This window comes from Rhodococcus huquni, assembly GCF_055231055.1.
Map to the genome: position 1 here is coordinate 53,523 of NZ_JBUYWE010000005.1, position 21,984 is coordinate 75,506.

The 21,984-nt window shown below is 65.3% G+C and carries 16 protein-coding genes; 6 read left to right on the forward strand and 10 right to left on the reverse strand.

All coding sequences use genetic code 11. The annotated features are described in order from the left end of the window. Positions 1–34: 34 nt before the first annotated feature. From ACZI8R_RS11450 to recD, 4 genes are read left to right on the forward strand one after another with little or no spacing between them, the layout of a single operon-like run. Complete coding sequence (locus ACZI8R_RS11450) at positions 35–1,234, forward strand: cytochrome P450 (RefSeq protein ID WP_463379739.1); 1,200 nt, start codon at positions 35–37, stop codon at positions 1,232–1,234. A 10-nt stretch (positions 1,235–1,244) separates the two neighbouring features. Beyond that, positions 1,245–4,457 (forward strand): exodeoxyribonuclease V subunit gamma, encoded by a 3,213-nt coding sequence (gene recC / locus ACZI8R_RS11455; protein ID WP_463379740.1) that lies wholly within the window; start codon positions 1,245–1,247, stop codon positions 4,455–4,457. Then, positions 4,454–7,744 (forward strand): UvrD-helicase domain-containing protein, encoded by a 3,291-nt coding sequence (locus tag ACZI8R_RS11460; protein WP_463379741.1) that lies wholly within the window; start codon positions 4,454–4,456, stop codon positions 7,742–7,744. The genes recC and ACZI8R_RS11460 overlap by 4 nt, the downstream gene beginning before the upstream one ends. Beyond that, positions 7,741–9,636 (forward strand): exodeoxyribonuclease V subunit alpha, encoded by a 1,896-nt coding sequence (gene recD / locus ACZI8R_RS11465; RefSeq protein WP_463379742.1) that lies wholly within the window; start codon positions 7,741–7,743, stop codon positions 9,634–9,636. The genes ACZI8R_RS11460 and recD overlap by 4 nt, the downstream gene beginning before the upstream one ends. A gap of 20 nt (positions 9,637–9,656) precedes the next feature. On the opposite strand, the gene ehuA is transcribed toward recD, so the two are convergent. The 10 genes from ehuA to ACZI8R_RS11515 all read right to left on the reverse strand — a co-directional run bounded on the left by ehuA (position 9,657) and on the right by ACZI8R_RS11515 (position 19,879). Further along, positions 9,657–10,418 (reverse strand): ectoine/hydroxyectoine ABC transporter ATP-binding protein EhuA, encoded by a 762-nt coding sequence (gene ehuA / locus ACZI8R_RS11470; RefSeq protein ID WP_463379968.1) that lies wholly within the window; start codon positions 10,416–10,418, stop codon positions 9,657–9,659. A gap of 61 nt (positions 10,419–10,479) precedes the next feature. Beyond that, a complete protein-coding gene (gene ehuD / locus ACZI8R_RS11475) occupies positions 10,480–11,124 on the reverse strand; it encodes an ectoine/hydroxyectoine ABC transporter permease subunit EhuD (protein ID WP_463379743.1) in 645 nt (214 codons plus the stop codon). Beyond that, positions 11,121–11,852 carry an ectoine/hydroxyectoine ABC transporter permease subunit EhuC gene (gene ehuC, locus ACZI8R_RS11480; protein WP_463379744.1) on the reverse strand — a complete coding sequence of 244 codons (732 nt, stop codon included), beginning with the start codon at positions 11,850–11,852 and terminating at the stop codon, positions 11,121–11,123. The genes ehuD and ehuC overlap by 4 nt, the downstream gene beginning before the upstream one ends. Before the next feature lie 69 nt (positions 11,853–11,921). Beyond that, the gene (gene ehuB, locus ACZI8R_RS11485) at positions 11,922–12,818 is read right to left on the reverse strand and encodes an ectoine/hydroxyectoine ABC transporter substrate-binding protein EhuB (RefSeq protein ID WP_463379745.1); all 897 of its coding nucleotides are present in this window, start codon (positions 12,816–12,818) and stop codon (positions 11,922–11,924) included. Between the two features lie 232 nt (positions 12,819–13,050). Beyond that, positions 13,051–14,262 (reverse strand): trans-sulfuration enzyme family protein, encoded by a 1,212-nt coding sequence (locus tag ACZI8R_RS11490; RefSeq protein ID WP_463379746.1) that lies wholly within the window; start codon positions 14,260–14,262, stop codon positions 13,051–13,053. Between the two features lie 26 nt (positions 14,263–14,288). Continuing rightward, entirely contained in the window at positions 14,289–15,341 is a 1,053-nt protein-coding gene (locus ACZI8R_RS11495; protein WP_463379747.1) for an acyl-CoA dehydrogenase family protein, read from the reverse strand. After that, a complete protein-coding gene (locus ACZI8R_RS11500; RefSeq protein ID WP_463379748.1) occupies positions 15,338–16,306 on the reverse strand; it encodes an acyl-CoA dehydrogenase family protein in 969 nt (322 codons plus the stop codon). The genes ACZI8R_RS11495 and ACZI8R_RS11500 overlap by 4 nt, the downstream gene beginning before the upstream one ends. Beyond that, positions 16,303–17,463 (reverse strand): acyl-CoA dehydrogenase family protein, encoded by a 1,161-nt coding sequence (locus tag ACZI8R_RS11505; protein WP_463379749.1) that lies wholly within the window; start codon positions 17,461–17,463, stop codon positions 16,303–16,305. The genes ACZI8R_RS11500 and ACZI8R_RS11505 overlap by 4 nt, the downstream gene beginning before the upstream one ends. Beyond that, a complete protein-coding gene (locus ACZI8R_RS11510) occupies positions 17,463–18,335 on the reverse strand; it encodes an enoyl-CoA hydratase (RefSeq protein WP_463379750.1) in 873 nt (290 codons plus the stop codon). The genes ACZI8R_RS11505 and ACZI8R_RS11510 overlap by 1 nt, the downstream gene beginning before the upstream one ends. Further along, positions 18,332–19,879 (reverse strand): FadD3 family acyl-CoA ligase, encoded by a 1,548-nt coding sequence (locus ACZI8R_RS11515; protein WP_463379751.1) that lies wholly within the window; start codon positions 19,877–19,879, stop codon positions 18,332–18,334. The genes ACZI8R_RS11510 and ACZI8R_RS11515 overlap by 4 nt, the downstream gene beginning before the upstream one ends. A 48-nt stretch (positions 19,880–19,927) precedes the next feature. On the opposite strand from ACZI8R_RS11515, the gene ACZI8R_RS11520 reads away from it, so the two are divergent. Continuing rightward, a complete protein-coding gene (locus tag ACZI8R_RS11520) occupies positions 19,928–21,160 on the forward strand; it encodes an acyl-CoA dehydrogenase family protein (RefSeq protein ID WP_463379752.1) in 1,233 nt (410 codons plus the stop codon). Then, a complete protein-coding gene (locus ACZI8R_RS11525) occupies positions 21,157–21,966 on the forward strand; it encodes an SDR family oxidoreductase (protein WP_463379753.1) in 810 nt (269 codons plus the stop codon). Before ACZI8R_RS11520 ends, ACZI8R_RS11525 begins: the two co-directional genes overlap by 4 nt. Positions 21,967–21,984: the final 18 nt, after the last annotated feature.

Consider the following 21,984-nt stretch of genomic DNA (forward strand, 5'->3'; position numbering starts at 1 on the left):
ACCATCGGGGCACCGAACGGCGGAGGAGTTCCACATGACCACGAGGCCGGAGTTCGACCTTCTGGACGGACGTTTCTACTCGGGGGAGTTGGGGGATCCGCGGTCCGCGTATGCGTGGATGCGGGAGAACGAACCCGTGTATCGGGCCGACGGGATCGTGGGGATGGCGACCTACGACGCGGTCGTCGACGCCGAGCGTGATCCGGTCCTGTTCGCGAACGGTGGGGGCATTCGTCCCGGTGTGGGTCCGCTGCCGCACATGATCGATATGGACGACCCGCAACATCTGCAGCGCCGCCGCCTCGTCAATGCGGGGTTCACGCGCAAGCAGGTGGAAGCGAAGATTCCGAGTATTCGCCTGATCTGCAATCAGCTCATCGATTCCGTGTGCGAAACGGGCGAGGCCGACTTCGTACGTGACCTCGCAGCCCCGCTGCCGATGGCGGTGATCGGGGACATGCTCGGGGTTCGGCCGGCGGATCGAGGCACCTTTCTGAAGTGGTCGGACGACTTGCTGAGTGCTCTCGGCAGCAATGCGTCGGAAGACGACCTTCGGACCCAGGCCGAGGCCTACCTGGCGTTCAGCGAGTTCACTCTCGACACCATCGCGAAACGACGAGACGAGCCGACGGACGATCTGACGAGCATCCTCGTTCACGCCGAAATCGACGGCGACCGACTCAGCGACCAGGACATCGTGAGCGAAACACTTCTCATTCTCATCGGAGGAGACGAGACGACCAGGCACGTCCTGAGCGGTGGCATGGAACAGCTGATGCGGCACCCCGACCAGCAAGCCGCTCTCGTCGACGACCCGGACTCCATTCCGAACGCGATGGAGGAGATGCTGAGGTGGGTGTCGCCGATCAAGAACATGTGCCGCACCGTCACCCGGGACGTCGAGTTCCACGGAACTTCGTTGCGGGAAGGCGAGAAGGTGATGTTGCTGTTCGAGTCGGCGAACTTCGACGACACACACTTCGACGAGCCCAACACCTTCGACATCGAACGAGCACCCAATCCGCACCTGGCATTCGGCCTTGGTGCGCACTTCTGCCTCGGAAATCAACTGGCGCGGTTGGAGGGGAGACTGATGTTCGAACAGCTACTGTCGAGACTGCCCGACATGACGTTGCCCGCCGACTCGCGATCACTGCGGCGGCGGCCGGCGAACTTCGTGTCGGGGCTGGAAGAGATGGCGGTGACGTTCACGCCCACCGCTCCGACCGACTGAGGGTGCGAAGTTGCTGAGATTGCATCGTGCGGAACGCTCGAGCACTCTCGCCGACGCATTGGCCGCGCTACTCGGCTCGCCGTTGGAAGACCCGTTTGCGGGTGAGGTCGTCGCCGTCCCTGCGAAGGGAGTCGAGCGGTGGCTGACGCAGCGACTCGCGACGGTCCTCGGGCCCGAACACTCCGACGGGATCGCGGCCAACATCGCGTTCCCGAGCCCGAATCGACTGGTGGACGACGCCGTGTCGGCGGTCTCGAACATGGATGCGCGCACCGACCCCTGGTCGCCGAACCGAATGCTGTGGAAGGTGCTCGAGGTCATCGATGCCAGTGCCGGTGAACCCTGGTATCCCGTCCTCGCGAAGCACCTCGAAGGCCATCGGATCGGTCGACGCTACGAGACAGCGCTACACCTCACAGAGCTCTTCCGAGGCTATGCCGCGCAGCGGCCGTCGATGCTCGTGGACTGGGCGAGCGGCGCGGACACCGACGGTGCGGGTGGCCCGCTCGACCGCGACCTGAGCTGGCAGGCGGCATTGTGGCGGGGCGTGCGAGAACGAATCGGCTCACCCAGCGTGGCGGAGCGACTGCTCCCTACGTGCGAGCGTCTGCGTGACGATCCGGGTGCGGTCCCGCTACCGGAACGAATCTCCCTTTTCGGAACGACCAGACTCACCACATCCCAGCTCGAGGTGGTGCAGGCCCTGTCGATTCATCGTGAGGTCCACCTGTGGCTCACTCACCCGAGCCCGCGTATGTGGGAGCGCCTGTCGTCGCGGTCGGCGGTGGTTCGGCGCCGTGACGACGATTCCGCACTCCTGGTACAGAACCCGTTGTCGGCGAGTCTTTCTCGCGACGTGCGGGAACTGCAGACTCGACTGAGCGGGATCGTTCTCGACGACACTCACCATCCGGGCGCGCCCGCGCCCCGGACGATGCTCGGCGCCGTGCAGGCGTCCGTCGTAGACGATCGCGCCCTCGATTCGCTCCCCGAAACGGACGGCACCCTCGAGGTGCACGCATGTCACGGACCCTCACGTCAGGTCGAAGTGTTGCGGGAAACGTTGCTGCGCTTGTTTCAGGAGAATCAGGATCTCGAACCACGTGACGTCCTGATTCTCTGCCCGGACGTGGAGGCCTACGCTCCGCTGATCAGAGCGGCGTTCGGTCAGGGTGTGCTCGGACATCCGGGCCATCGCCTACGAGTGCGACTCGCCGATCGTGGGCTGCGCCAGACCAATCCGGTCCTCGCCGTACTGGATTCCCTGCTTCGTCTTGCGGACGGGCGAGTCACGGCCAGTGCGGTTCTGGATCTGGCTGCGGCAGCGCCCGTTCGGCGACAGTTCGGGTTCGGTGACGACGAACTGGAGCGTCTGCGTGAATGGGTGAACGAGACCGGGGCCAGATGGGGGATCGGTCAGCGGCAACGTGCGATGTTCGGCCTCGAAGGGTTTCCGCAGAACACGTTCAACACGGCGATCGACCGTCTCCTACTGGGTGTGACGGCGGACGAGTCCGAGCCGGAATGGTTGGATCTCGCTCTCCCTCTCGACGACGTCGAAAGTACCGACATCGAGCTCGCGGGCAATTTCGCAGAGTTCGTGGACCGACTGGCCGTCACACTTCGAGATATCGAGGGTCCGCAGGCAGCGACGGAGTGGGCAGCGGTTCTGCGACGGGCTCTCCAGTTCCTGGTCGATGTGCCGCAGTCGGATGCGTGGCAACTCGGACAGGCTTTGCGCGAGTTGTCCGACGCGATGGAACACGGCGGCGACACTCGCCTCGCTCTCGCCGATGTGCGGGCCTTGTTCACCAGCCGGACGGCGGCCAGGCCTACTCGCGCGAACTTCCGGACCGGTGAACTCACCGTCTGCACGATGGTTCCCATGCGGTCGGTTCCACACCGCGTCGTTGCGCTCCTCGGACTGGACGACGAAGTGTTTCCGCGTAAGGGGAGTCTGGACGGTGACGATGTCACGGGCCGCGACCCGTGCGTGGGAGAACGAGACCCGCGTAGCGAGGATCGACAGTTGTTGCTCGACGCGCTCATGTCGGCGGGAGATCACCTCCTGCTTTTCTATACCGGATCCGATCCGGTGACCGGCGCCGAGCGGCCACCGGCCATCCCGCTCAGCGGCGTACTCGACATGGTGGGTACGAGCGTGGTCCGTCGGCATCCGTTGCAGCCGTTCGACCCCCGAAACTTCGACCCCGAAGCCCCGGCAAGCTTCGACCTCGCGGCACTGGCAGGAGCGCGCGCTTCGCTCCGGGAACCCGAGGGGGCGCAAGCCGACTCACCGTCACTCCCGGCCGGGCCGCTGCCTCCGGCCGAGCCCGGCGACGTCGATGTTGCGGACCTGGTCTCGTTCGTAGTCGACCCGACCAAGGCGTTCCTGCGTCAACGGCTCGGGATTCGAGTAGCCGAACCGGACGACGACGTCGCCGATGCGTTGGAACTCGAACTCGATGGGCTGGCCAAATGGTCGCTCGGTGAGCGCATGTTGCAATCTCGACTGCGCGGAGTCTCGCCGGCAGACTTCCGCGCAACCGAATGGCGTCGCGGAACGCTGCCCCCGTTCGCCCTCGGCAGCGCCGTGCTCGCAGAGGTCGAATCCACCGTCGATGCGCTTGCGGAGGCAACGTTGCCGCTGCTAGAGGCCGCAGCGACAACCGTGGATGTGGCCGTCGATCTCGGTAACGGGCGGCGACTCGTGGGAACGGTGACGGGGGTGCACGACGACGTCGTCGTGCGTACGTCCTTCTCCAGACTGGCCGCGAAACAGCGCCTCACGGGGTGGGTTCAGATGTTGGCAGTAGCGGCCGAGGTCGGTCGACCCATCCGCTCGCTGACCACCGGACGCGGCAGCGGAAGTCGCTTCACGTGGCGTTCGAGCCTCCACACGCCGGACGATCCGATCGAACACCTACGCGGACTCGTCGAACTGCGCGACGCGGGATTGCGCTCTCCACTGCCGATAGCCCCGCGCGCTACGGCCGCTTTCGCGGAGCGCCGATTCCGAGGTGACACGGAGGAAGAGGCGGTGGCCGCAGCAGAGCGAGAGTGGTCCGGAAGGTTCGGCGAGGCGAAGGAACCGGCCATCGGCTACGTCTACGGTCACGGCCGTGCGCTCACCGAGTTCGCCGCGGACCCGGTCGAGTTCTCCACTCTCGCGTTCCGGTTGTGGAGCCCATTGCTTGCCGTCGAAAGTCAGGGGCGCCCGTGAACTTCGATCCGACAGGCGATCTGCCCACCGGAACCACGGTGCTCGAGGCCAGCGCCGGTACCGGAAAGACCTACGCGATAGTCGGTTTGGCAACTCGCTTCATCGCCGAAGGCGCCGCGGACATCTCACAACTACTGCTGGTCACGTTCTCGAGGGCTGCCACGCAGGAACTTCGCGAACGCACCCGCGAACGGCTCTCGTCCGTATCCGCTGCCCTTGTCGACCAGCGTTCGGCGCGGGCTTGCGGTGATGCGTTGATCGAATATCTCGCGGATGGTTCCGCCGACGAGATACGGACTCGGCGTCGCAGACTGCTGCGCGCGTTGGCGGACTTCGATGCGGGCACCATCGCCACGACCCACAGCTTCTGTCAACGAATGCTCGACAGTCTGGGTATCGCGGGTGAGCGGGAGCCGAACAGTCTGCTTGTCGAATCGGTGGACGACACCGTGATCGAAACTGTCGACGACCTTTACCTGGCTATGTACGGGAAGAGTGACAACGGCGTTCCGATGAATCGCTCGGAGGCCTTGCAGTTGGGCCGTGACGCGGTGCGTGACCGGCAAGCGGTGCTGTCCCCGGCGCAGGACGAGACGACCGAAGCCGGGCTGCGAGTCCAGTTCGCTGCGGCGGTTCGCGACGAAGTGGACGTGCGCAAACGGCGTGCGGGACTGCGCGATTTCGACGATCTGCTCGGACTGTTGCACGGCGTGCTCACACATCCCGATCACGGCGAGGACGCTTGCCGACGAGTGCGTGATCGATATCGGGTCGTGTTGATCGACGAGTTCCAGGACACCGATCCGTTGCAGTGGGACATCATTCGGCGGGCATTTCACGGGCACAACACCCTGGTCCTGGTGGGCGACCCGAAGCAGGCGATCTATGCCTTCCGCGGCGCCGAGGTGCTCAGCTACCTCGATGCCGTCCGCCACGCGGAGAGCCATCAGGAACTGACCACCAACTGGCGAACCGATGCCGGACTGATCACCGCGCTGGAACATCTCTACGGCGGCGCCGCACTGGGTGACGACGACATCCGCGTCCACTCGGTGGAGGCGACGAACACCCGGTCTCGACTGCCGGACCAGAAGCCGCTTCGACTTCGCTATCTGCCTCGCACGGGCGCCGGCCCGTTGGGGAAGTCGGGCTTCCCTGCGATCGACGTTCTGAGAGCGCATGTCGCACGTGATGTGGCGGAGCAGGTCGCTGCGTTGCTCGAGAATTCCGGAGATCGGGTCGGCCCCGGTGACATTGCGGTACTCGTCCGCAAGCGATCGCAGATCACCCTGGTGCAGGAGGCACTTCAGGTGGTCGGCGTGCCGTCCGTGCTGACCGGTGGAACCAGCGTCTTCGAGACCAGTGCTGCGACGGACTGGCTCTGGGTTCTGCAGGCGCTAGAGGCCCCCCATCGCCGCGACCGAGTACGTTTGGCCGCGCTGACTCCGATCCTGGGACGAACAGCCGATTCGCTCGACGCGGAGGGGGAGGCCGTCGTCGCCGAAGTCGGAACCGAGCTGCGCGAGCTCTCCGCCCTGTTCACGAAAGCCGGTTTCGCCGCGGTTTTCGAAAGGATCTCCGCAGCAACTTCTCTGGAGGAGCGTCTCCTCGGCAGACCAGCCGGCGAACGAACGATCACCGATCTGCGACACATCGCCCAGCTGTTGAATCGCGCTGCCGTGCAGGAGCAGCTCGGGCTGACCGCCCTGACCCGATGGTTGGCAGACCGCATCAAGGACCCTGCGGCTGCAGCCGCGACCGATCGCAGCAGGCGCTTGGACAGCGACGCTGCAGCAGTGCAGATCGCTACCGTGCACGCCAGCAAGGGGCTCGAGTTTCCGGTCGTGTTTGTGCCTTTCGCGTGGGACGGTGCCAAACATCCCTATCCCAGCACGCTGCTTCTGCACGGCCCCGACGGCGAACGCATCCTGGACGTGGGTGGAAAGACCGGTCCGGGTTACGCACAGCGCAAGCAGATCTCGGACCGTGAGGAAGCGGGTGAAGAACTGCGCCTCCTGTACGTGGCTCTCACCAGGGCGAAGAGTCAGGTGGTGGCCTGGTGGGCGCCCAGCACGGCGACCTCGGGGTCGTCCCTGCATCGCTTGCTGCAGGGACGAGTGCCCGGATCTGCCGAGCCGGAACCAGTGGTGAAGCTACTCGCCGACGACGTGATGGCGCACCGCCTCGAATCGTGGCCGGGCGCTGCGGAGTCGGTCATATCGGTGGAGCCGGTCGGTAAGGAGGCTGCCTCGAAGCGGACTTGGAATCAGCCCGCCGCAGCATCCACCCGCGTGGAGGCGGCCCGCTTCGACAGAAGCCTGGACATGGAATGGCGGCGCACGTCCTACTCGGCGCTGACGGCTTCCGCTCACGAAGGCCCAGGGGTGCGTAGCGAGGTCGAGCAGCCGGAGAAGGACGACGAACCGGAGGGGCCGGTCGAAGACACAGACCTCCCCGAGACAGGGACGGAGACGGAGACGGCCGAGAGTATGCCGTCGCCGATGAACGGATTGCCGGCGGGCGCTGCTTTCGGAACCCTCGTCCACGAGATCTTCGAGACGGTGGACACCTCCGTGCCCGATCTCGAGGAAGAACTGCTGACCCGGTGCCGCGAGGCGGTCGAATCGCGCTATGCGGAGGTCGATCCGGATGCGCTGGCGGCGTCGTTGATTCCCGTGATGAACACGCCCCTCGGGTTCGGAACCCTCGCGGGCATCGCTCCGGCGGACCGGCTGGCGGAGCTGGATTTCGAGTTCCCGCTCGCCGGCGGTGACGACCCGGTCGGTGCCGTTGTCACCTCGAACGACATCGCCGACCTGTTGGCGAGGCACCTTCCCGTCGGCGATCCGATGGCGCAGTACGCGGAGCAGATGAGGGTGCTCGACAACCGTCCGATTCGCGGATTTCTCACCGGCAGTATCGACGCGGTACTGCGAATCCCAGGACCCAGATTCGTGATCGTCGACTACAAGACCAACCGGCTCGGCTTCGGCGACCTGACCACCGAGCACTATACGAACGACCGTATGGTCGCCGAGATGTTGCGCGCCCACTATCCGTTTCAGGCCCTGCTGTATGCCGTTGCACTGCACCGATACCTGCGTTGGCGGCTGCCGGACTACGCGCCCGACCGTCATCTGGGTGGCGTTCGCTACTTGTTCGTGCGAGGTATGGCCGGCCCGGATTCGCCGGCGGGCGCGGGTGTCTTCTCCTGGAATCCGCCGCCGGATCTCGTCGTCGAGTTGTCGGAACTGCTTGCCGGGCGGTCGGAAGTGAGGCAGCGATGACCGAGTTCGACACGTACGAGCCGATTTCCGGTCGACTGGCCCAGCGAGCGAAGGGGTCGATGAGGGAGTTCAACGAGGCCGGCGTTCTTGCTGCCGCCGACGTACACGTGGCGTTGCGGCTGCAGAAACTGGGGCGAGAAACGTCGGAGTCCGTGCTGCTGGCGACGGCATTGGCGGTGCGTGCAGTACGGGCCGGTTCGGTGTGTCTGGACCTGACTCGGCTGCGGGACGCAGCGCGCGCCGGTTCGGACGAGGGTGCGGACGTCGCGCCCGATATCGACGAACTCCCGTGGCCCGACACCGACGACCTGGTCGGCGCCTTGCGCCGAAGCCCATTGGTGACGGGTGCGGAGACCGGCCCGCTTCGCCCCCTTCGTCTCGTGGACACCGACGAGGGGCCGCTTCTGTACCTCGACCGGTACTTCCGTCAGGAACAGACCATCCGGCGCATCCTCGACGAACGGTCGCGCACTCGCCCAGCGGTCGACGGGGTCGTGGTTCGTCCGAGTGTGGACCGGCTGTTTCCCCACGAGGAGGGGGTAGCGGTCGACCGTCAACGGGTGGCCGCCGCACTGGCCGCTTCTTCGTGGACGACCGTGATCGCAGGCGGGCCCGGAACCGGGAAGACCCATACGGTCGCACGTATTCTCTCGCTCCTCTTCGAGACGAGCGGGACGCCGCCGCGTATCGGACTGGCAGCACCGACCGGAAAAGCGGCCGCGCGCCTCCAGGAATCGGTTCTCGCACAGTCGGAGTCGTTGGATCTTCCGACCCATCTGCAGGCTATGACTTTGCATCGTCTGCTCGGCTGGCAGCGGGGGACCACTCGGTACCGGTACAACGCCGACAATCGGCTGCCCTACGAGGCCATCGTGGTGGACGAGACCTCGATGGTCTCGCTCACGATGATGTGCCGACTGCTCGAGGCGGTCCGCCCGGACACCAGGCTGGTACTGGTCGGCGACCCCGACCAGTTGACGTCCGTGGACGCGGGAGCGGTACTGGCGGATCTGGTTGCCAGGCCGAGCGTGAGAACCCCGAACCTCGCGCTCGAGAACCTCGCCCCCTCGGATGTGGGGGCGGCGGATGAGCACGAAGCCCTGACGACGTCCGAGCGGCATCGCCTCGATGCAGGGGTGGTGCGGCTCACGCGCGGACGTCGGTTCGGTAGTGACATCGCCGAGCTCGCTGCGACGGTCCGAGACGGCGACGCGGACGGCGCACTCGCGGTACTGACGCGTGGTTCTCCGGGGGTGTCGTTTCACCGACCGGACGACCTGGACGGGCTTCGAGAGGACGTGATCACGACTTCGGCGCGGGCACACGAGGCGGCCGAAGCAGGGGACGCTCCCGCGGCGCTCCACGCGCTCGAATCGCATCGTCTGCTGTGTGCCCACCGCGACGGACCGTTCGGAGTCGAGCGGTGGGCGGCGCGCGCTCTGGGGTGGATCGCCGATTCGACCGGTCGTCGTCCGGACCCGTATCAGTGGTACCCGGGCCAGCCGTTGCTGGTGACGGCGAACGACTACGAAGCGCGCATCTACAACGGCGACACCGGCGTGATCGTTCGCGGCGAGAACGGTGAACCGACCGCGGCATTCGAGCGTGGGGACGGCGTGTTCCTGCGGCATCCCAGCCTGTTGTCGTCCGTTCGGACGGTGTACGCGATGACTGTTCACCGCAGTCAAGGGAGTCAGTACGACACCGTGTCCGTCGTGCTGCCCGACGAACGGTCCGCCCTGCTGACTCGGGAGTTGTTGTACACCGCCATCACCCGCGCGCGCACCCACGTTCGGGTCATCGGAACAGAAGATGCAGTGCGTGCGGGGATCGAACGAAGGGTGCTACGGGCCAGCGGACTCCGCCGAGAGATACGTCCCTACGACGGGTAGCTGCTTGGTTCGGCGGCCACTCAGTTCGAGAGCACGGCCTTGAGAAACGTGCGAGTGCGCTCCTGTGTGGGATTCGTGAAGATGTCGGTGGGCGAACCTTCTTCGACGATCTTGCCCTGGTCGAACACCAGGACCCGATCGGCCACGTCGCGAGCGAAACCCATCTCGTGCGTGACGATCAACATGGTGATGTCCGTGGTCTTCGCGATATTGCGCAGGACGTCGAGAACGTCGGCGACGAGTTCGGGGTCGAGGGCCGAGGTGACCTCGTCGAGCAGCAGGATGTCCGGATCCATCGCCAGTGCGCGAGCAATGGCGACACGCTGTTGCTGACCTCCCGAGAGAGTCGTGGGATGTGCGTCCTCCTTGTCCGCCAATCCGACGGTCTGGAGGAGTTCGCGGGCCCTGGCCTGCGCTTCCTGCTTGCTACGACCGAGGACGTGGATGGGCGCCTCGGTGATGTTCTCGATCACGGTCATGTTGGGGAACAGGTTGAACTGCTGGAAAACCATGCCGATCTTCTTACGAACCCCGCGTAGGTACTTCTCGGACGGCGCGACGAGCTTGCCGTTCTTCGGTTCGTGGGAGAGCGGCTCACCCTCGACCCAGATCACGCCGTCGTTGGCCGTCTCCAGGGTCATGAGCAGTCGCAGGATGGTGGTCTTGCCCGACCCACTCGGACCGATGAGCGCCACGCGCTCGCCCTGTCGCACCCGGAAATCCAGATGATCGAGAACCACGTGGTCACCGAACTGCTTGACGACCTTCTCGAAGAGGATCATCGCGTCTCCGGACCCGGCGGGGCGGGACCCCGTGTTGGTCGCGTCGGACGAGTTGGCCGCGTCAGTAGACAAGAGACTTCTCCAGTTTCCGGATGAGGATGGACGTGGGGTAACTGGCGAGCAGGAAGATCACGCCGGCGATGGTGATCGGCTCGAGGTACTGGAAGGTGCGCGCGCCTTCCTGCTGCGCGGCGGTCACCATCTCGACGACGGTGATCGCGAACAGGAACGGCGTGTCCTTGAACATCGAGATCGCGTAATTGCCGAGGGCAGGAAGGGTGCTGCGGATGGCCTGCGGCAAGATGATCGCTCGCCACGTCCTGGTCTGCGGAAGCGACAACGCGCGCGCCGCTTCCCACTGCCCCGGTGGAACGGCGTCGATACCCGCTCGATAGACCTCCGCCATATACGTCGAGTAGTGAATACCCAGTACCGCGATGCCGATCTGCAGTGGACTGAACTGGGGCAGCAGGTAGTACACGAACAGCAGTTGCACCACGAGTGGTGTCAGACGGATGAACTCGGTGACCGCACGAAGCGGCATCGTGACGAACTTCGGGCCGGACCTGCGCGCAATTGCAATCGCGAGTCCGATGACCGCGGCGAGTACGAAACCGAGCACGGTGGCGAGCAGCGTGATCTTGAACCCGTCCAAGAGGATCGGGATGGAATCGGCCGCGCGTTCCCAACTCCACTGAACGTTCATCGACCGACCCCCACGCTCTCGTCGACCTTCTCCGGTCGCACCCGCAGCACATCCTTCATCGAAGGCCCGACGCCGAGTCGGCTCTTCGCTCTCACTTCGAGCAGGTTCATGATCAGGGTCAGGATGTACGCGAAGACGAAGTAGAGAATCAGCCCGACACCGAACGAGAAGATCGTGTCACCGGTGCCGCGACGCAGCTGCTCGATCTGGTAGGTGAGGTCCTGCAGCAGAATGAAGCTCGCAAGGGCGCTGCCCTTCATCAGCTGAATCAGCAGGTTGGTGAGCGGCGGAATCATCTGCGCCCACGCTTGCGGGAACACCACGCGGCGCATCCGTTGCCACGGCGTGAAGTTCAATGCGATGGCAGCTTCCGATTGCGGTCGCGGGACCGCCGCGATCGCCCCGCGCACGACCTCCGCGCCGTAGGCACCGTAATTGAGGCCGAGGGCGAGGATTCCGCAAAAGGTGGGGTCGAGCTGGTAGCCGAACAACGGCAGCACGTAGAACAGCCAGAACAGCTGGACCAGAAGCGAAGTACCGCGGAAGAACTCGACGACCACCCTGGCCGGCACGCGGACGTACGCGTGCCGGTTGGTGGACCCGAGGCCGAGTACGACCGCCAGGACCATTGCCAGGGCGGCTCCGCCCAAGGTCAGGATGATCGTCACGACCATGCCGTCCCACAAGCGGGGGAGCGCGTCGATCAGTGCATCGACATTACTGTTCACAGTGTTTGAGCCTGTTCGGTGTCGAACGATGGTGCACGGGCGTAATTATGCGGTGCCCTCGCACAGTTCTTATGCGGTGCCTTCGCACAGTGCTGCTGTCGTCAGGTTCGGGTCGGGAAGCTCTGCCTCCGTGAACCCGAAGGGCCCGACGATGGACAGGTACTTTTCGGGATCGGACGTGATCTTGGCGAGCTCCTCGTTGTACGCGTCGAGGAGTTCCTTGTCGTCCGTGCGGAATACGGTGGCACCGGCGCCGACCTGTGGCTTCCCGTCGATGTTCGCGACGAACGACGGGGTGACCTCCACCGGCGCATCCGGGTTGTTGTTCTTCATCCAGTTCAAGGAGATCGCGGTGAGGGCGAAGGCGTCGGCGCGGCCCGAGGTGACCGCGTCCATTCCGTCCTGAGCGCTGGCGACCTGGATCGCCTCGATCCCGAGCGAATCGGCGTAGTCGGATTCGATTGCACCGGTCATGGTTGCCAGCCGAACTCCGCTGTCCTTCGCGGTCTGCATGTCCGTGACGTTCCTCGGGTTGCCGGGCGGCACCATCAGCGCGGTCGTGTAGTTGAACTCGGGGTCGCCGAATGCTGCCTGCTCACAACGCTGAGGGAGGATCGACATGCCGGCACTCACGACGTCGAAGCGGTTTGCCTGCAGACCCGGAATCAGTGCGCCGAAGTCCGCGTTGACGCCTTCCACGCTCTCGATGCCGAGCTTGCCGAAGATCTCACGATGCAGGGCGACGGTAGCGCCGGTCAGTTGGCCGTTCTCCTCGAAGCTGTACGGAGCCTCGCCCGCAAAGCCGACGGTGACCGTTCCCTTGTCCCGCAAGGACTGCAGGTGATTGCTGTCGTCGCCCGTGTCGGTGGACGTACAAGCCGTGATACTGCCCGCCAGCAGTGCGAATCCCGACAGCGCGACTGCAGTTCGCTTCGCGGCGAATCGGTGAAGCAAGGTGCGTGCCATGAGCTGAAGCCTTCCGATCGCAGTCGGGGTCGTGGCCCGTGAGCCGACGTGAACTGCGCCGAGTCCCGCCCCGTCTCGTTAAGTTTGAACGAACGTAGCACGGGGGCAGAAGGTTCCAAGCGGATTGGGTAGCAATGGAAACGAAGTTGTAACGATGGATCGTGAAACGGACTGATAGGACGAGTCGGGCAGGTATCAGGCGACGAGAATTCGGAATCGAGGATCGGGCGTGTCACCGATCGAAGGTGGCGTCCAAGGCATGCGACAGGTCCGCGATCAGATCGTCGGCGTCCTCGAGCCCCACAGACAATCTCAGGTGCCCGTAGGTTCGGAACGGCTCCGGGTAGGCCGCCACTCGGGGCCCACTCGTTCCGACGTGGACGATGAGGGTTTCGTCGTGTCCGACGGAGACAGCTGACGTGATCAGGGCAAGGTTCGCGACGAAACGATTCTGAGTATCGGGGTCGCCGTCCACCGCGAAGGCCATCACCGATCCGAACCCTCGGCCACCGAACTGCTTCGTGGCCAGCTCGTGTTCGGGATGCGAGGGGAGGCCCGGATACGCGACGTAGGCGACCCGCGGATCGGCTTCCAGGAATTCGGCAATACGCTGCGCAGACGTCAGGTGCTGGCGCAACCGAAGCGGCAGGGTCACCGAACCACGGGTGATCAGCCATGCGTTGAACGGCGAAATCACGCCACCCACATCGACCATCGCGTCGGCCTTGATGGGACCGACGAGATCTGCAGAACCTACGACCGCCCCGCCCATTGCATCCCCATGGCCGTTCACGAACTTGGTCAACGAATGCACGACGAGGTCCGCGCCGTCCGCGAGTGGGCGATACAGCGGCGGCGGGGTGAACGTGGAATCGACCGACAGGATCGCCCCCGCTTCGTGAGCGATGTCGGCGAGGGCGGCGATGTCGGTGACCCGTGTCGTCGGGTTGGCGATCGCTTCGGCGTGCACGAGTTTGGTGTTCGGCCGAATTGCGGCGCGGACGGCATCATGATCGGTGCTGTCCACGAACGTGGCGCGAATGTCGTAGCGCTCCGGCAGCAGTTCGGTGAACAGGCGCCACGTCGCCTCGTAGGTGATGTCCGAGACGATCACGTGGTCGCCGCTACGCAGGTGGGTGAAGAACACCGCATGTAGCGCAGCCACCCCGGATGCCAGCACCACGGCGTCCTCACCGCGTTCGAGAGCCGCGAGCTTTTCCTGCAACAGCAGCTGGTTGCTACCCGAGTTCCGGGTGTACAACGGCGGATCGGTGCGCGACCAGCTGATGTTCGCCGGATCTTCGGGCAGCTCGTACGAGTTGGCGAGCACCAAAGGGGAACGAATCGCCCCCGTTCCCGGATCCACCCGATTGCCTCCGTGTACAGAGAGGGACTCGAAAGCCAGTGAATCCGGGACGTGCTTGTCGGGGCGCTGCGTTGCCATGTTTCGAACTTACAACTCGCGCAAGTTCACAATCCGGCAGCGGTCGCCAGTTCCGGGAGGTACTCGCGGGGCTGGCCGAAGAGCTGTGCGCTGCCGTGCGCTCGCTTGAAGTACAGCTGTACGTCGTGCTCCCAGGTGATCGCGATGCCGCCGTGCAACTGAACGGCCTCGGCCGTCACGTTCTGCAGTGCTTCCGAGCAGTACACCTTGGCGATCGCCGCATCCTGTGCCGAACCCGAACGCGCCGCTGCGTACGACATCGATCGAGCGGTCTCGACGAGCGCATACATGTCTGCCATGCGGTGTTTGAGCGCTTGGAAGGACCCGATAGCCCTACCGAACTGCTTACGCGATTTCGTGTACTCGACGGTCTGCTCCACTGCGGCTGCCGCCGCGCCGACCTGCTCGGCCGACAACGCGATCAGTGCAAGAGTTCGCAGGTCGGCTCCGAGTTCGGCCGGCCCCCCGAGGCTGCGTGCCTGCGCACCGTCGAACGTGACCGTGGACAGCGTGCGCGTGGGATCCATCGTCGGAACCCTCCGCCGCGAAACGCCTTCGGCAGAGGCATCGACCTCGAACAGCCCGTCCGTCGTCAAGACGAGAAGGGTGTCCGCGATGTCCCCACCGAGCACGTACGACGCTGTCCCGTCGAGGGCGGTGCCATTCGAGCGGACACCGTAGTCACCCCAGCCACTCTCGTTCGCCCAGCACAGGGCCAGCGTGGATTCACCGGCAGCGACGGCCGGAAGCACCCGCGTGCAGGCGTCGGTGTCGCCGGACAGTAGGACGGCCTGTGCGCCCAGAATCGCGGATCCGAGCATGGGCGACGGAGTGAGTGAACGTCCCAGCTCTTCCTGGACGACGTGGACTTCGCCGTATCCCGCGCCTACCCCGTCGTACTCCTCGGGGATCGCCAGTGCCGCAACACCGATCTGTCCGCACAGCCTCGTCCACAGTTGCTCGTCGTAGCCGCTCGCGGAGTCGATCGCCTTGCGCACCGAGGCCGGGTCGGAATGCTTGTTCAGCAGATCTCGTACCGATGCGCGCAATGCCGCCTGGTCTTCGGTGTCGACGCTCATTCGGCACCGACCATGGCTGCAGTCACGCGCCGACGGTGCATGGCCGGCGTGCCCCACGCGGTGACCAACGCGCGAACCTTCGTCAGCCACAGCGACAGATCGTGTTCCTGCGTGTAGCCGATGGCGCCGTGCACCTGAAGCCCGACGCGGGCGGCCAGGTATGCCGCGTCACCGCAGGCAACCTTGGCTGCCGAGACGTCACGAGCGGCGTCCGGCGAACCGTCTCGCACGGCGAGGGCCGCACCGTGCAGGAGTGGCCTCGACATCTCGAGTGCCACGGCGGCGCCGGCGAGGTGGTGCTTGATCGCCTGCAACGAACCGATGACGCGACCGAACTGCTTACGTTGCTTCGCGTACTCCGTGGTCGTCTCCAGGAGCGTCTGACCAAGGCCCTGCAACTGTGCAGCCGTAGCGAGCGCTCCGAGGTCGAATGCCGCGGTGAAGTCGCTCCGGCCGAGTACCTCACCTGCAGTGAGTGGGAACAGCCTGCGGGCTGCGTCCACGGAGGCCTTCGACTCGCCGGGCCGGCCGATCGACACGGATCCGGCGTCGACCAGAAGGGCGAGACTCGCTGCGTCCGCGTCCACCGCGTAGGGCGTGTGGGGAGCCGCTGCCACCGTGGCCAGCGCACCGGAAGCGAGCGCGGACAGTCGATCCGGTGCCACGGCCGCGAGAAGCGTCGGTGCGACCGCTGTCGTCTCCACGACCGGTCCCGGGACGGCATGACGTCCCAACTGCTCGATCGCGACGACGAGGTCCACCGCGTCGGCACCCAGCCCGTCGTGCTCCTCGTCGACGAGCAGACCGTTGACGCCGGTCTCCGCGAGGCGCTTCCACACCTCGAGGCCCGGTCCGGCGTCCCCGGCGTTCCACGAACGGATCACGGCGGGCATGTCCGCCTTCGACAACAGGGCGTCGATACTCGACGCGAAGTCCTGATGGGAGGAATCGAGCGCGAATCTCATCGGTCCGCCTTCGGTAGGCCGAGCAGCCGCTCGGCGATGACGTTCTTCTGGATCTCGTTGGTACCGGCGTAGATCGGACCCGACAGTGAGAACAGGTAGCCGTCCGTCCACGCGTCTGCCAGTTCGGCTTCCGGTCCCTGCAACTCCAGCGCGGTTTCGTGGGTGGCGATGTCCCACTCGGACCAGAAAACCTTGTTGATGGACGATTCGGCACCGAGTTGGCCGCCGTCGGCCAACCGTGTCACGGTGCCGAACGTATTGAGCTGGTACGCACGGGCGCCGATCCAGGCGTCGGCCACCCGGTCGCCGAGCGCCGTGTCGTCGGTACGCCCGCTCGTCTCGTACAGCCCGACGAGACGGTCGACGGCGGCGAGGAAGCGCCCTGGACTGCGCAGCGAGAGCCCACGTTCGTTCGAGGCGGTGCTCATGGCGACGCGCCAGCCCTGGTCGACAGCGCCGATCACCCCGGAGTTTCCGGGGTCTGCCGGATCGTCGGGTACGAAGACGTTCTCGAGGAAGATCTCCGCGAACCCGGGCTCGCCGTCGAGCTGATCGATCGGCCGGATCGTGATGCCTTCGGACTTCAGATCGAACATGAAGTAGGTGATGCCCTTGTGGCGCTGCGCTTCCGGGTCGGTACGGAACAGGCCGAATCCCCAGTCTGCGAAACTCGCGCGCGAGCTCCACGTCTTCTGCCCGTTCAGAACCCAGCCGCCGTCGACCCGCTTCGCCGACGAGCGCAGGCTCGCGAGGTCACTGCCCGATTCCGGCTCCGACCAGGCCTGCGCCCAGATGTCGTCGGCACGCGCCATACGAGGCATGATGCGATCGAGCTGCTGCTGATTCGCGTGTTCGAAGAGAGTGGGGGCCAGCAGGAAGATTCCGTTCTGGCTGACCCGGCCCGGGGCGCCGGAGCGGTAGTACTCCTCCTCGAAGATCACCCATTCGAGCAGGCTCGCATCGCGGCCACCGAGTTCCTTCGGCCACGAGACGACGGACAGGCGAGCGTCTGCGAGGGTGCGTTCCCACTCGCGGTGGGCTTCGAATCCCTCTGCCGTGTCCATCGACGGCAGCGGCTGGGCAGGCACGTTCTTCGCAAGGAAGCCCGCGACCTCCGTGCGAAACGCCTCGGTGGCTTCGTCGAATTCGAGGTCCATTACTTGGCCCCTCCTTCGGGGGTCTTGGCGCCCGCGGCCATCGACTTGGCGTTCTGTCCGCCCAGTGAATCGGCGCCGACCTCGGCGTTGTGCGCGTGCGCGAAGTGGTGCAGGCCGAACACGGAGTCCATTCCGTTTCGCATACCCATCTGGTCTTCGCTCTGGTTCACGGCCTTCTTGGTGAGCGCCAGTCCGAGACGCGGCATCGCCGAGATGCGCTCGGCGATCGCGAAGGTCTCCTTCTCGAGGTCGTCACGCGGGACGACCTTGTTGACCATGCCCACCTCGTAGGCCCGCTGCGAGGTGAAGCGATCCCCGGTGAACAGCATTTCCTTCGCGAATCGTGGACCGACCATCCACGGATGAGCGAAGTATTCGACACCCGGAATTCCCATGCGTACGACGGGGTCCGAGAAGAACGCGTCCTCGGAAGCCACGATCATGTCGCACACCCAGGCGAGCATGAGTCCCCCTGCGATGCATGCTCCCTGCACCATGGCGATGGTCGGCTTCGGGATCTCCCGCCAGCGGCGGCACATCCCGAGGTACACCTCCATCTCGCGTGCGAAACGCTGGTCCCCGCCGACCTTGTCGACGTGGTCCCACCACATGACGGCTTTGTTGTCGTAATGCACGTGATGATCGCGGCCCGGCGTGCCGATGTCGTGCCCGGCGCTGAAGTGTTTGCCGTTGCCGGCGAGCACGATCACCTTCACGTCGTCGTCTTCCACCGCACGTTCGAACGCGGCGTCCAGCGCGTAGGTCATCACGGAGTTCTGGGCGTTGCGGTAGTCGGGGCGGTTGAGTGTCACCACCGCCACTCCGTCACGTACCTCGTAGGTGACGACTTCGCCTTCGTCTGGGACGGTCATGACATCTCCTCACGCAGAACATTTTTGAGAACCTTGCCGGAAGGGTTGCGTGGCAACGAGTCCACGAATCGGACGTCCTTCGGGATCTTGAACTTCGCCAGACGGCCGTGGCAGAACTCCAGGATGTCGGCCTCTGTGACCTCGGCTCCGGGGAGCGCGACCACGACAGCGCGCCCGACCTCACCCATGCGCTCGTCCGGAACGCCGATGACCGCCGACTCGGCAAGACCGGTGATGCGGGCGAGGGTCTGCTCGACCTCGGCCGGATACACGTTGAACCCGCCCGAGATGTACATGTCCTTCAGCCGGTCCGTGATGTCGACGTAGCCACGCTCGTCGATCGTGGCTACGTCACCGGTGTGCAGCCAGCCGTCGGAGTCGATCGTCTTGGCGGTGGCCTCGGGATCGTCCAGGTAGCCGAGCATGACGTCGGGGCCGCGGAGCAGCAGTTCGTCCTGTTCGCCGAGGCGCACTTCCATCCCCGGGACAGCGCGTCCCGAGCTGGTCGAAATCGTCTCGGGATCGTCACCGCTGCGGCACATGGTCGCCACGACTGCTTCCGTCTGCCCGTAGGCGGTGAGGACAGCCTCGAATTCGAGTTCCTTCTGCATGCGTTCCACGAGAGCGACGGGGACCGGAGCGGCTCCCGTCACGGCGACCCGGAGGCTGCTCAGGTTGTAGTCGCTGCGGTCCGGGTGATCCAGGATCGACTGGTAGATGGTGGGTGCGCCGGGAAGCACGCTGATCTGCTCGTCGTGAATCTTCGTCATCACCTTCGGGACGTCGAAGACGGCCATCGGCACGATCGTCGCGCCGGTCAGCAGGCACACCAGAATGCCCGCTTTGTAGCCGAAGCTGTGGAAGAACGGGTTGATGATCAGGTAGTTGTCGTCCGCGACGACCTCGGCGCACTCGGCCCATGCGAAGGCGGCGCCCATGGTCTGGCGGTGTGCGCTGAGGACGCCTTTGCTCTTTCCGGTCGTGCCCGACGTGAACAGGATGTCGGCGACGTCGTCGGAAGTGACTGCCTGCGCACGCCGGTCCGCCTCGGCGAGTAGTTCAGGGGTCGACAGCGCGAGGAAGGCCTCGAAGTCGATCACCGAATCGTCCGGTGCGTCGTCACCGCCCAGCGGAATTCGGATCACCGTGGCGACGTCGAGTGTCGGGTCGGCGTCGCGGATCAGGTCGAGCCGGTTCGCTCCGAGGAATTCGCCGACGATCACGAGGGCTGCGGCGTCGACCCGTCCGACGATCTCCGCCGCCTCGGTGCCCGTGTATCGGGTGTTGATCGGCACGACGACGCCACCTGCGTAGTGGATGCCGAGGGCGGCCACTATCCAGTGCGGGGTGTTCGGAGCCCAGATGGCGACCCGTTGCTTCGGCTCGAATCCGCGCGCGACGAGTGCTGCTGCGAAAGCCCGGACACGCTCGTTCAGTTGTGCGAACGTGAGCTTGATGTCGTTGTCGGAAACGGCCGTGAGCTCGCCGAATCGATCGGCGGCCGCCATGAGGGCGGACGGTGTGGTTCTCGGATAGTCGGTCACTACGCTCCTAACCTACCTAGCAATTGCTTGGTACGTTATCTTACAAACGTGGACCAGAGCGAGAGCCAAAGCGAAGCAACTGCGGCCGAGCAGTTCGCGAACGATGTCCGGACCTGGCTGGCGGAGAATCTGACCGGTGATTTCGCCAAGTTGCGAGGCAAGGGCGGCCCGGGCAGCGAACACGAATTCTTCGAGGAACGTCTTGCCTGGGATCGTCACCTGGCTGCGGCCGGGTGGACGTGCCTCGGCTGGCCGAAGGAGTACGGCGGCAAGGGCGCGAGCATCGCGCAGCAGGTCGTATTCCACGAGGAATACGCCAAGGCGGGGGCGCCTGCGCGTGTCAGTCACGTCGGCGAAGAACTGCTCGGCCCGACGCTCATCGCGTTCGGAACGGAGGAGCAGAAGCAGCGCTTCCTCCCCGGGATCAACACCGTCACCGAACTGTGGTCACAGGGCTATTCCGAGCCCGGCGCAGGCAGTGACCTCGCGAACGTGTCGACGACGGCTCGACGCGACGGCGACAAGTGGGTCCTCAACGGTCAGAAGGTGTGGACCTCTCTCGCGCACGTCGCCGACTGGTGCTTCGTCGTGTGCCGCACCGAGCCGGGATCGAAGCGGCACAAAGGCCTGAGCTTCCTGCTCGTTCCGCTGGACCAGCCCGGCGTGACCGTACGGCCGATTCAGCAACTCACCGGCACGTCGGAGTTCAACGAGGTGTTCTTCGACGACGCCGTCACCGACGCCGATCTCGTGGTCGGCGAACCGGGTGAGGGCTGGAAGATCGCGATGGGCCTGCTCACGTTCGAGCGGGGGGTGTCCACACTCGGCCAGCAGATCGGATTCGCCCGCGAACTCCAGGGGGTCGTGGACATCGCCAAGTCGAACGGCGCCGATCAGGATCCGGTCGTGCGCGAAAAGATCGCGCGGGCGTGGATAGGCCTCCGCGTGATTCGCGCTCATGCGGTCCGCACCCTCGATGCCGTGGACGCGGACGCCGGCGGGGGAGAAGCGTCCGTAGCAAAGCTGTTGTGGGCCAACTGGCATCGCGACCTCGGTGAACTCGCGATGGAGGTCGCCGGCGCGGCATCGCTTCTCGCGCCCGAGACGAACGCGGTGGGCGCTCCGTCCGACGTCACCGATCCCGAACATCTCGAACTCGACGAATGGCAGCGGCTGTTTCTCTTCACCCGCGCCGACACGATCTACGGCGGATCCAACGAGATTCAGCGCAACATCATCTCCGAGCGGGTGCTCGGACTACCCCGAGAGGCACGACCGTGACCACTTCCACTCCTTCGCCCCTCGCAGCCGTCCCGACGGAGACGCCCGGGCACGACCTGCTCAAAGGAAAGAAGGTCGTCGTCACCGCGGCGGCCGGCACCGGTATCGGATTCGCGTCCGCCCGGCGCGCGCTGCTCGAAGGCGCAGACGTGCTGGTGTCCGACTTCCACGAACGACGCCTCGGTGAGACCGTCACCAAGCTGCAGGACGAGTTCGGTGGCCGGCAGGTCGAGTCGATCGTGTGCGACGTGTCGAGCACGCAGCAGGTCGATGCGCTGATCGAGGGCGCGGTAGAGAAGCTGGGCCGCATCGACGTACTCGTCAACAACGCGGGGCTCGGCGGCGAGACTCCCGTCGTCGACATGACGGACGACCAGTGGGACCGCGTTCTCGACATCACGCTCACGAGCACGTTCCGCGCGACGCGGGCAGCGCTGCGCTACTTCAAGTCGGTCGACCACAACGGGGTGCTCGTCAACAATGCCTCCGTCCTCGGCTGGCGCGCGCAGCATTCGCAAGCGCACTACGCGGCGGCGAAGGCCGGAGTCATGGCACTCACTCGATGCAGCGCGATCGAGGCAGCGGAGTACGGGGTTCGTATCAATGCGGTCGCCCCGTCCATTGCTCGGCACGCGTTCCTGGCGAAGGTCACCAGCGAGGAACTGCTGGATCAGCTGGCGGCGGGGGAGGCGTTCGGCCGTGCCGCCGAGGTGTGGGAGATAGCGGCCACCATCGCCATGCTCGCCAGTGACTACACCACCTACCTGACGGGTGAAGTCGTCTCGATCTCCTCGCAGCGCGCATAGGCGGCTCACAGCGACGGG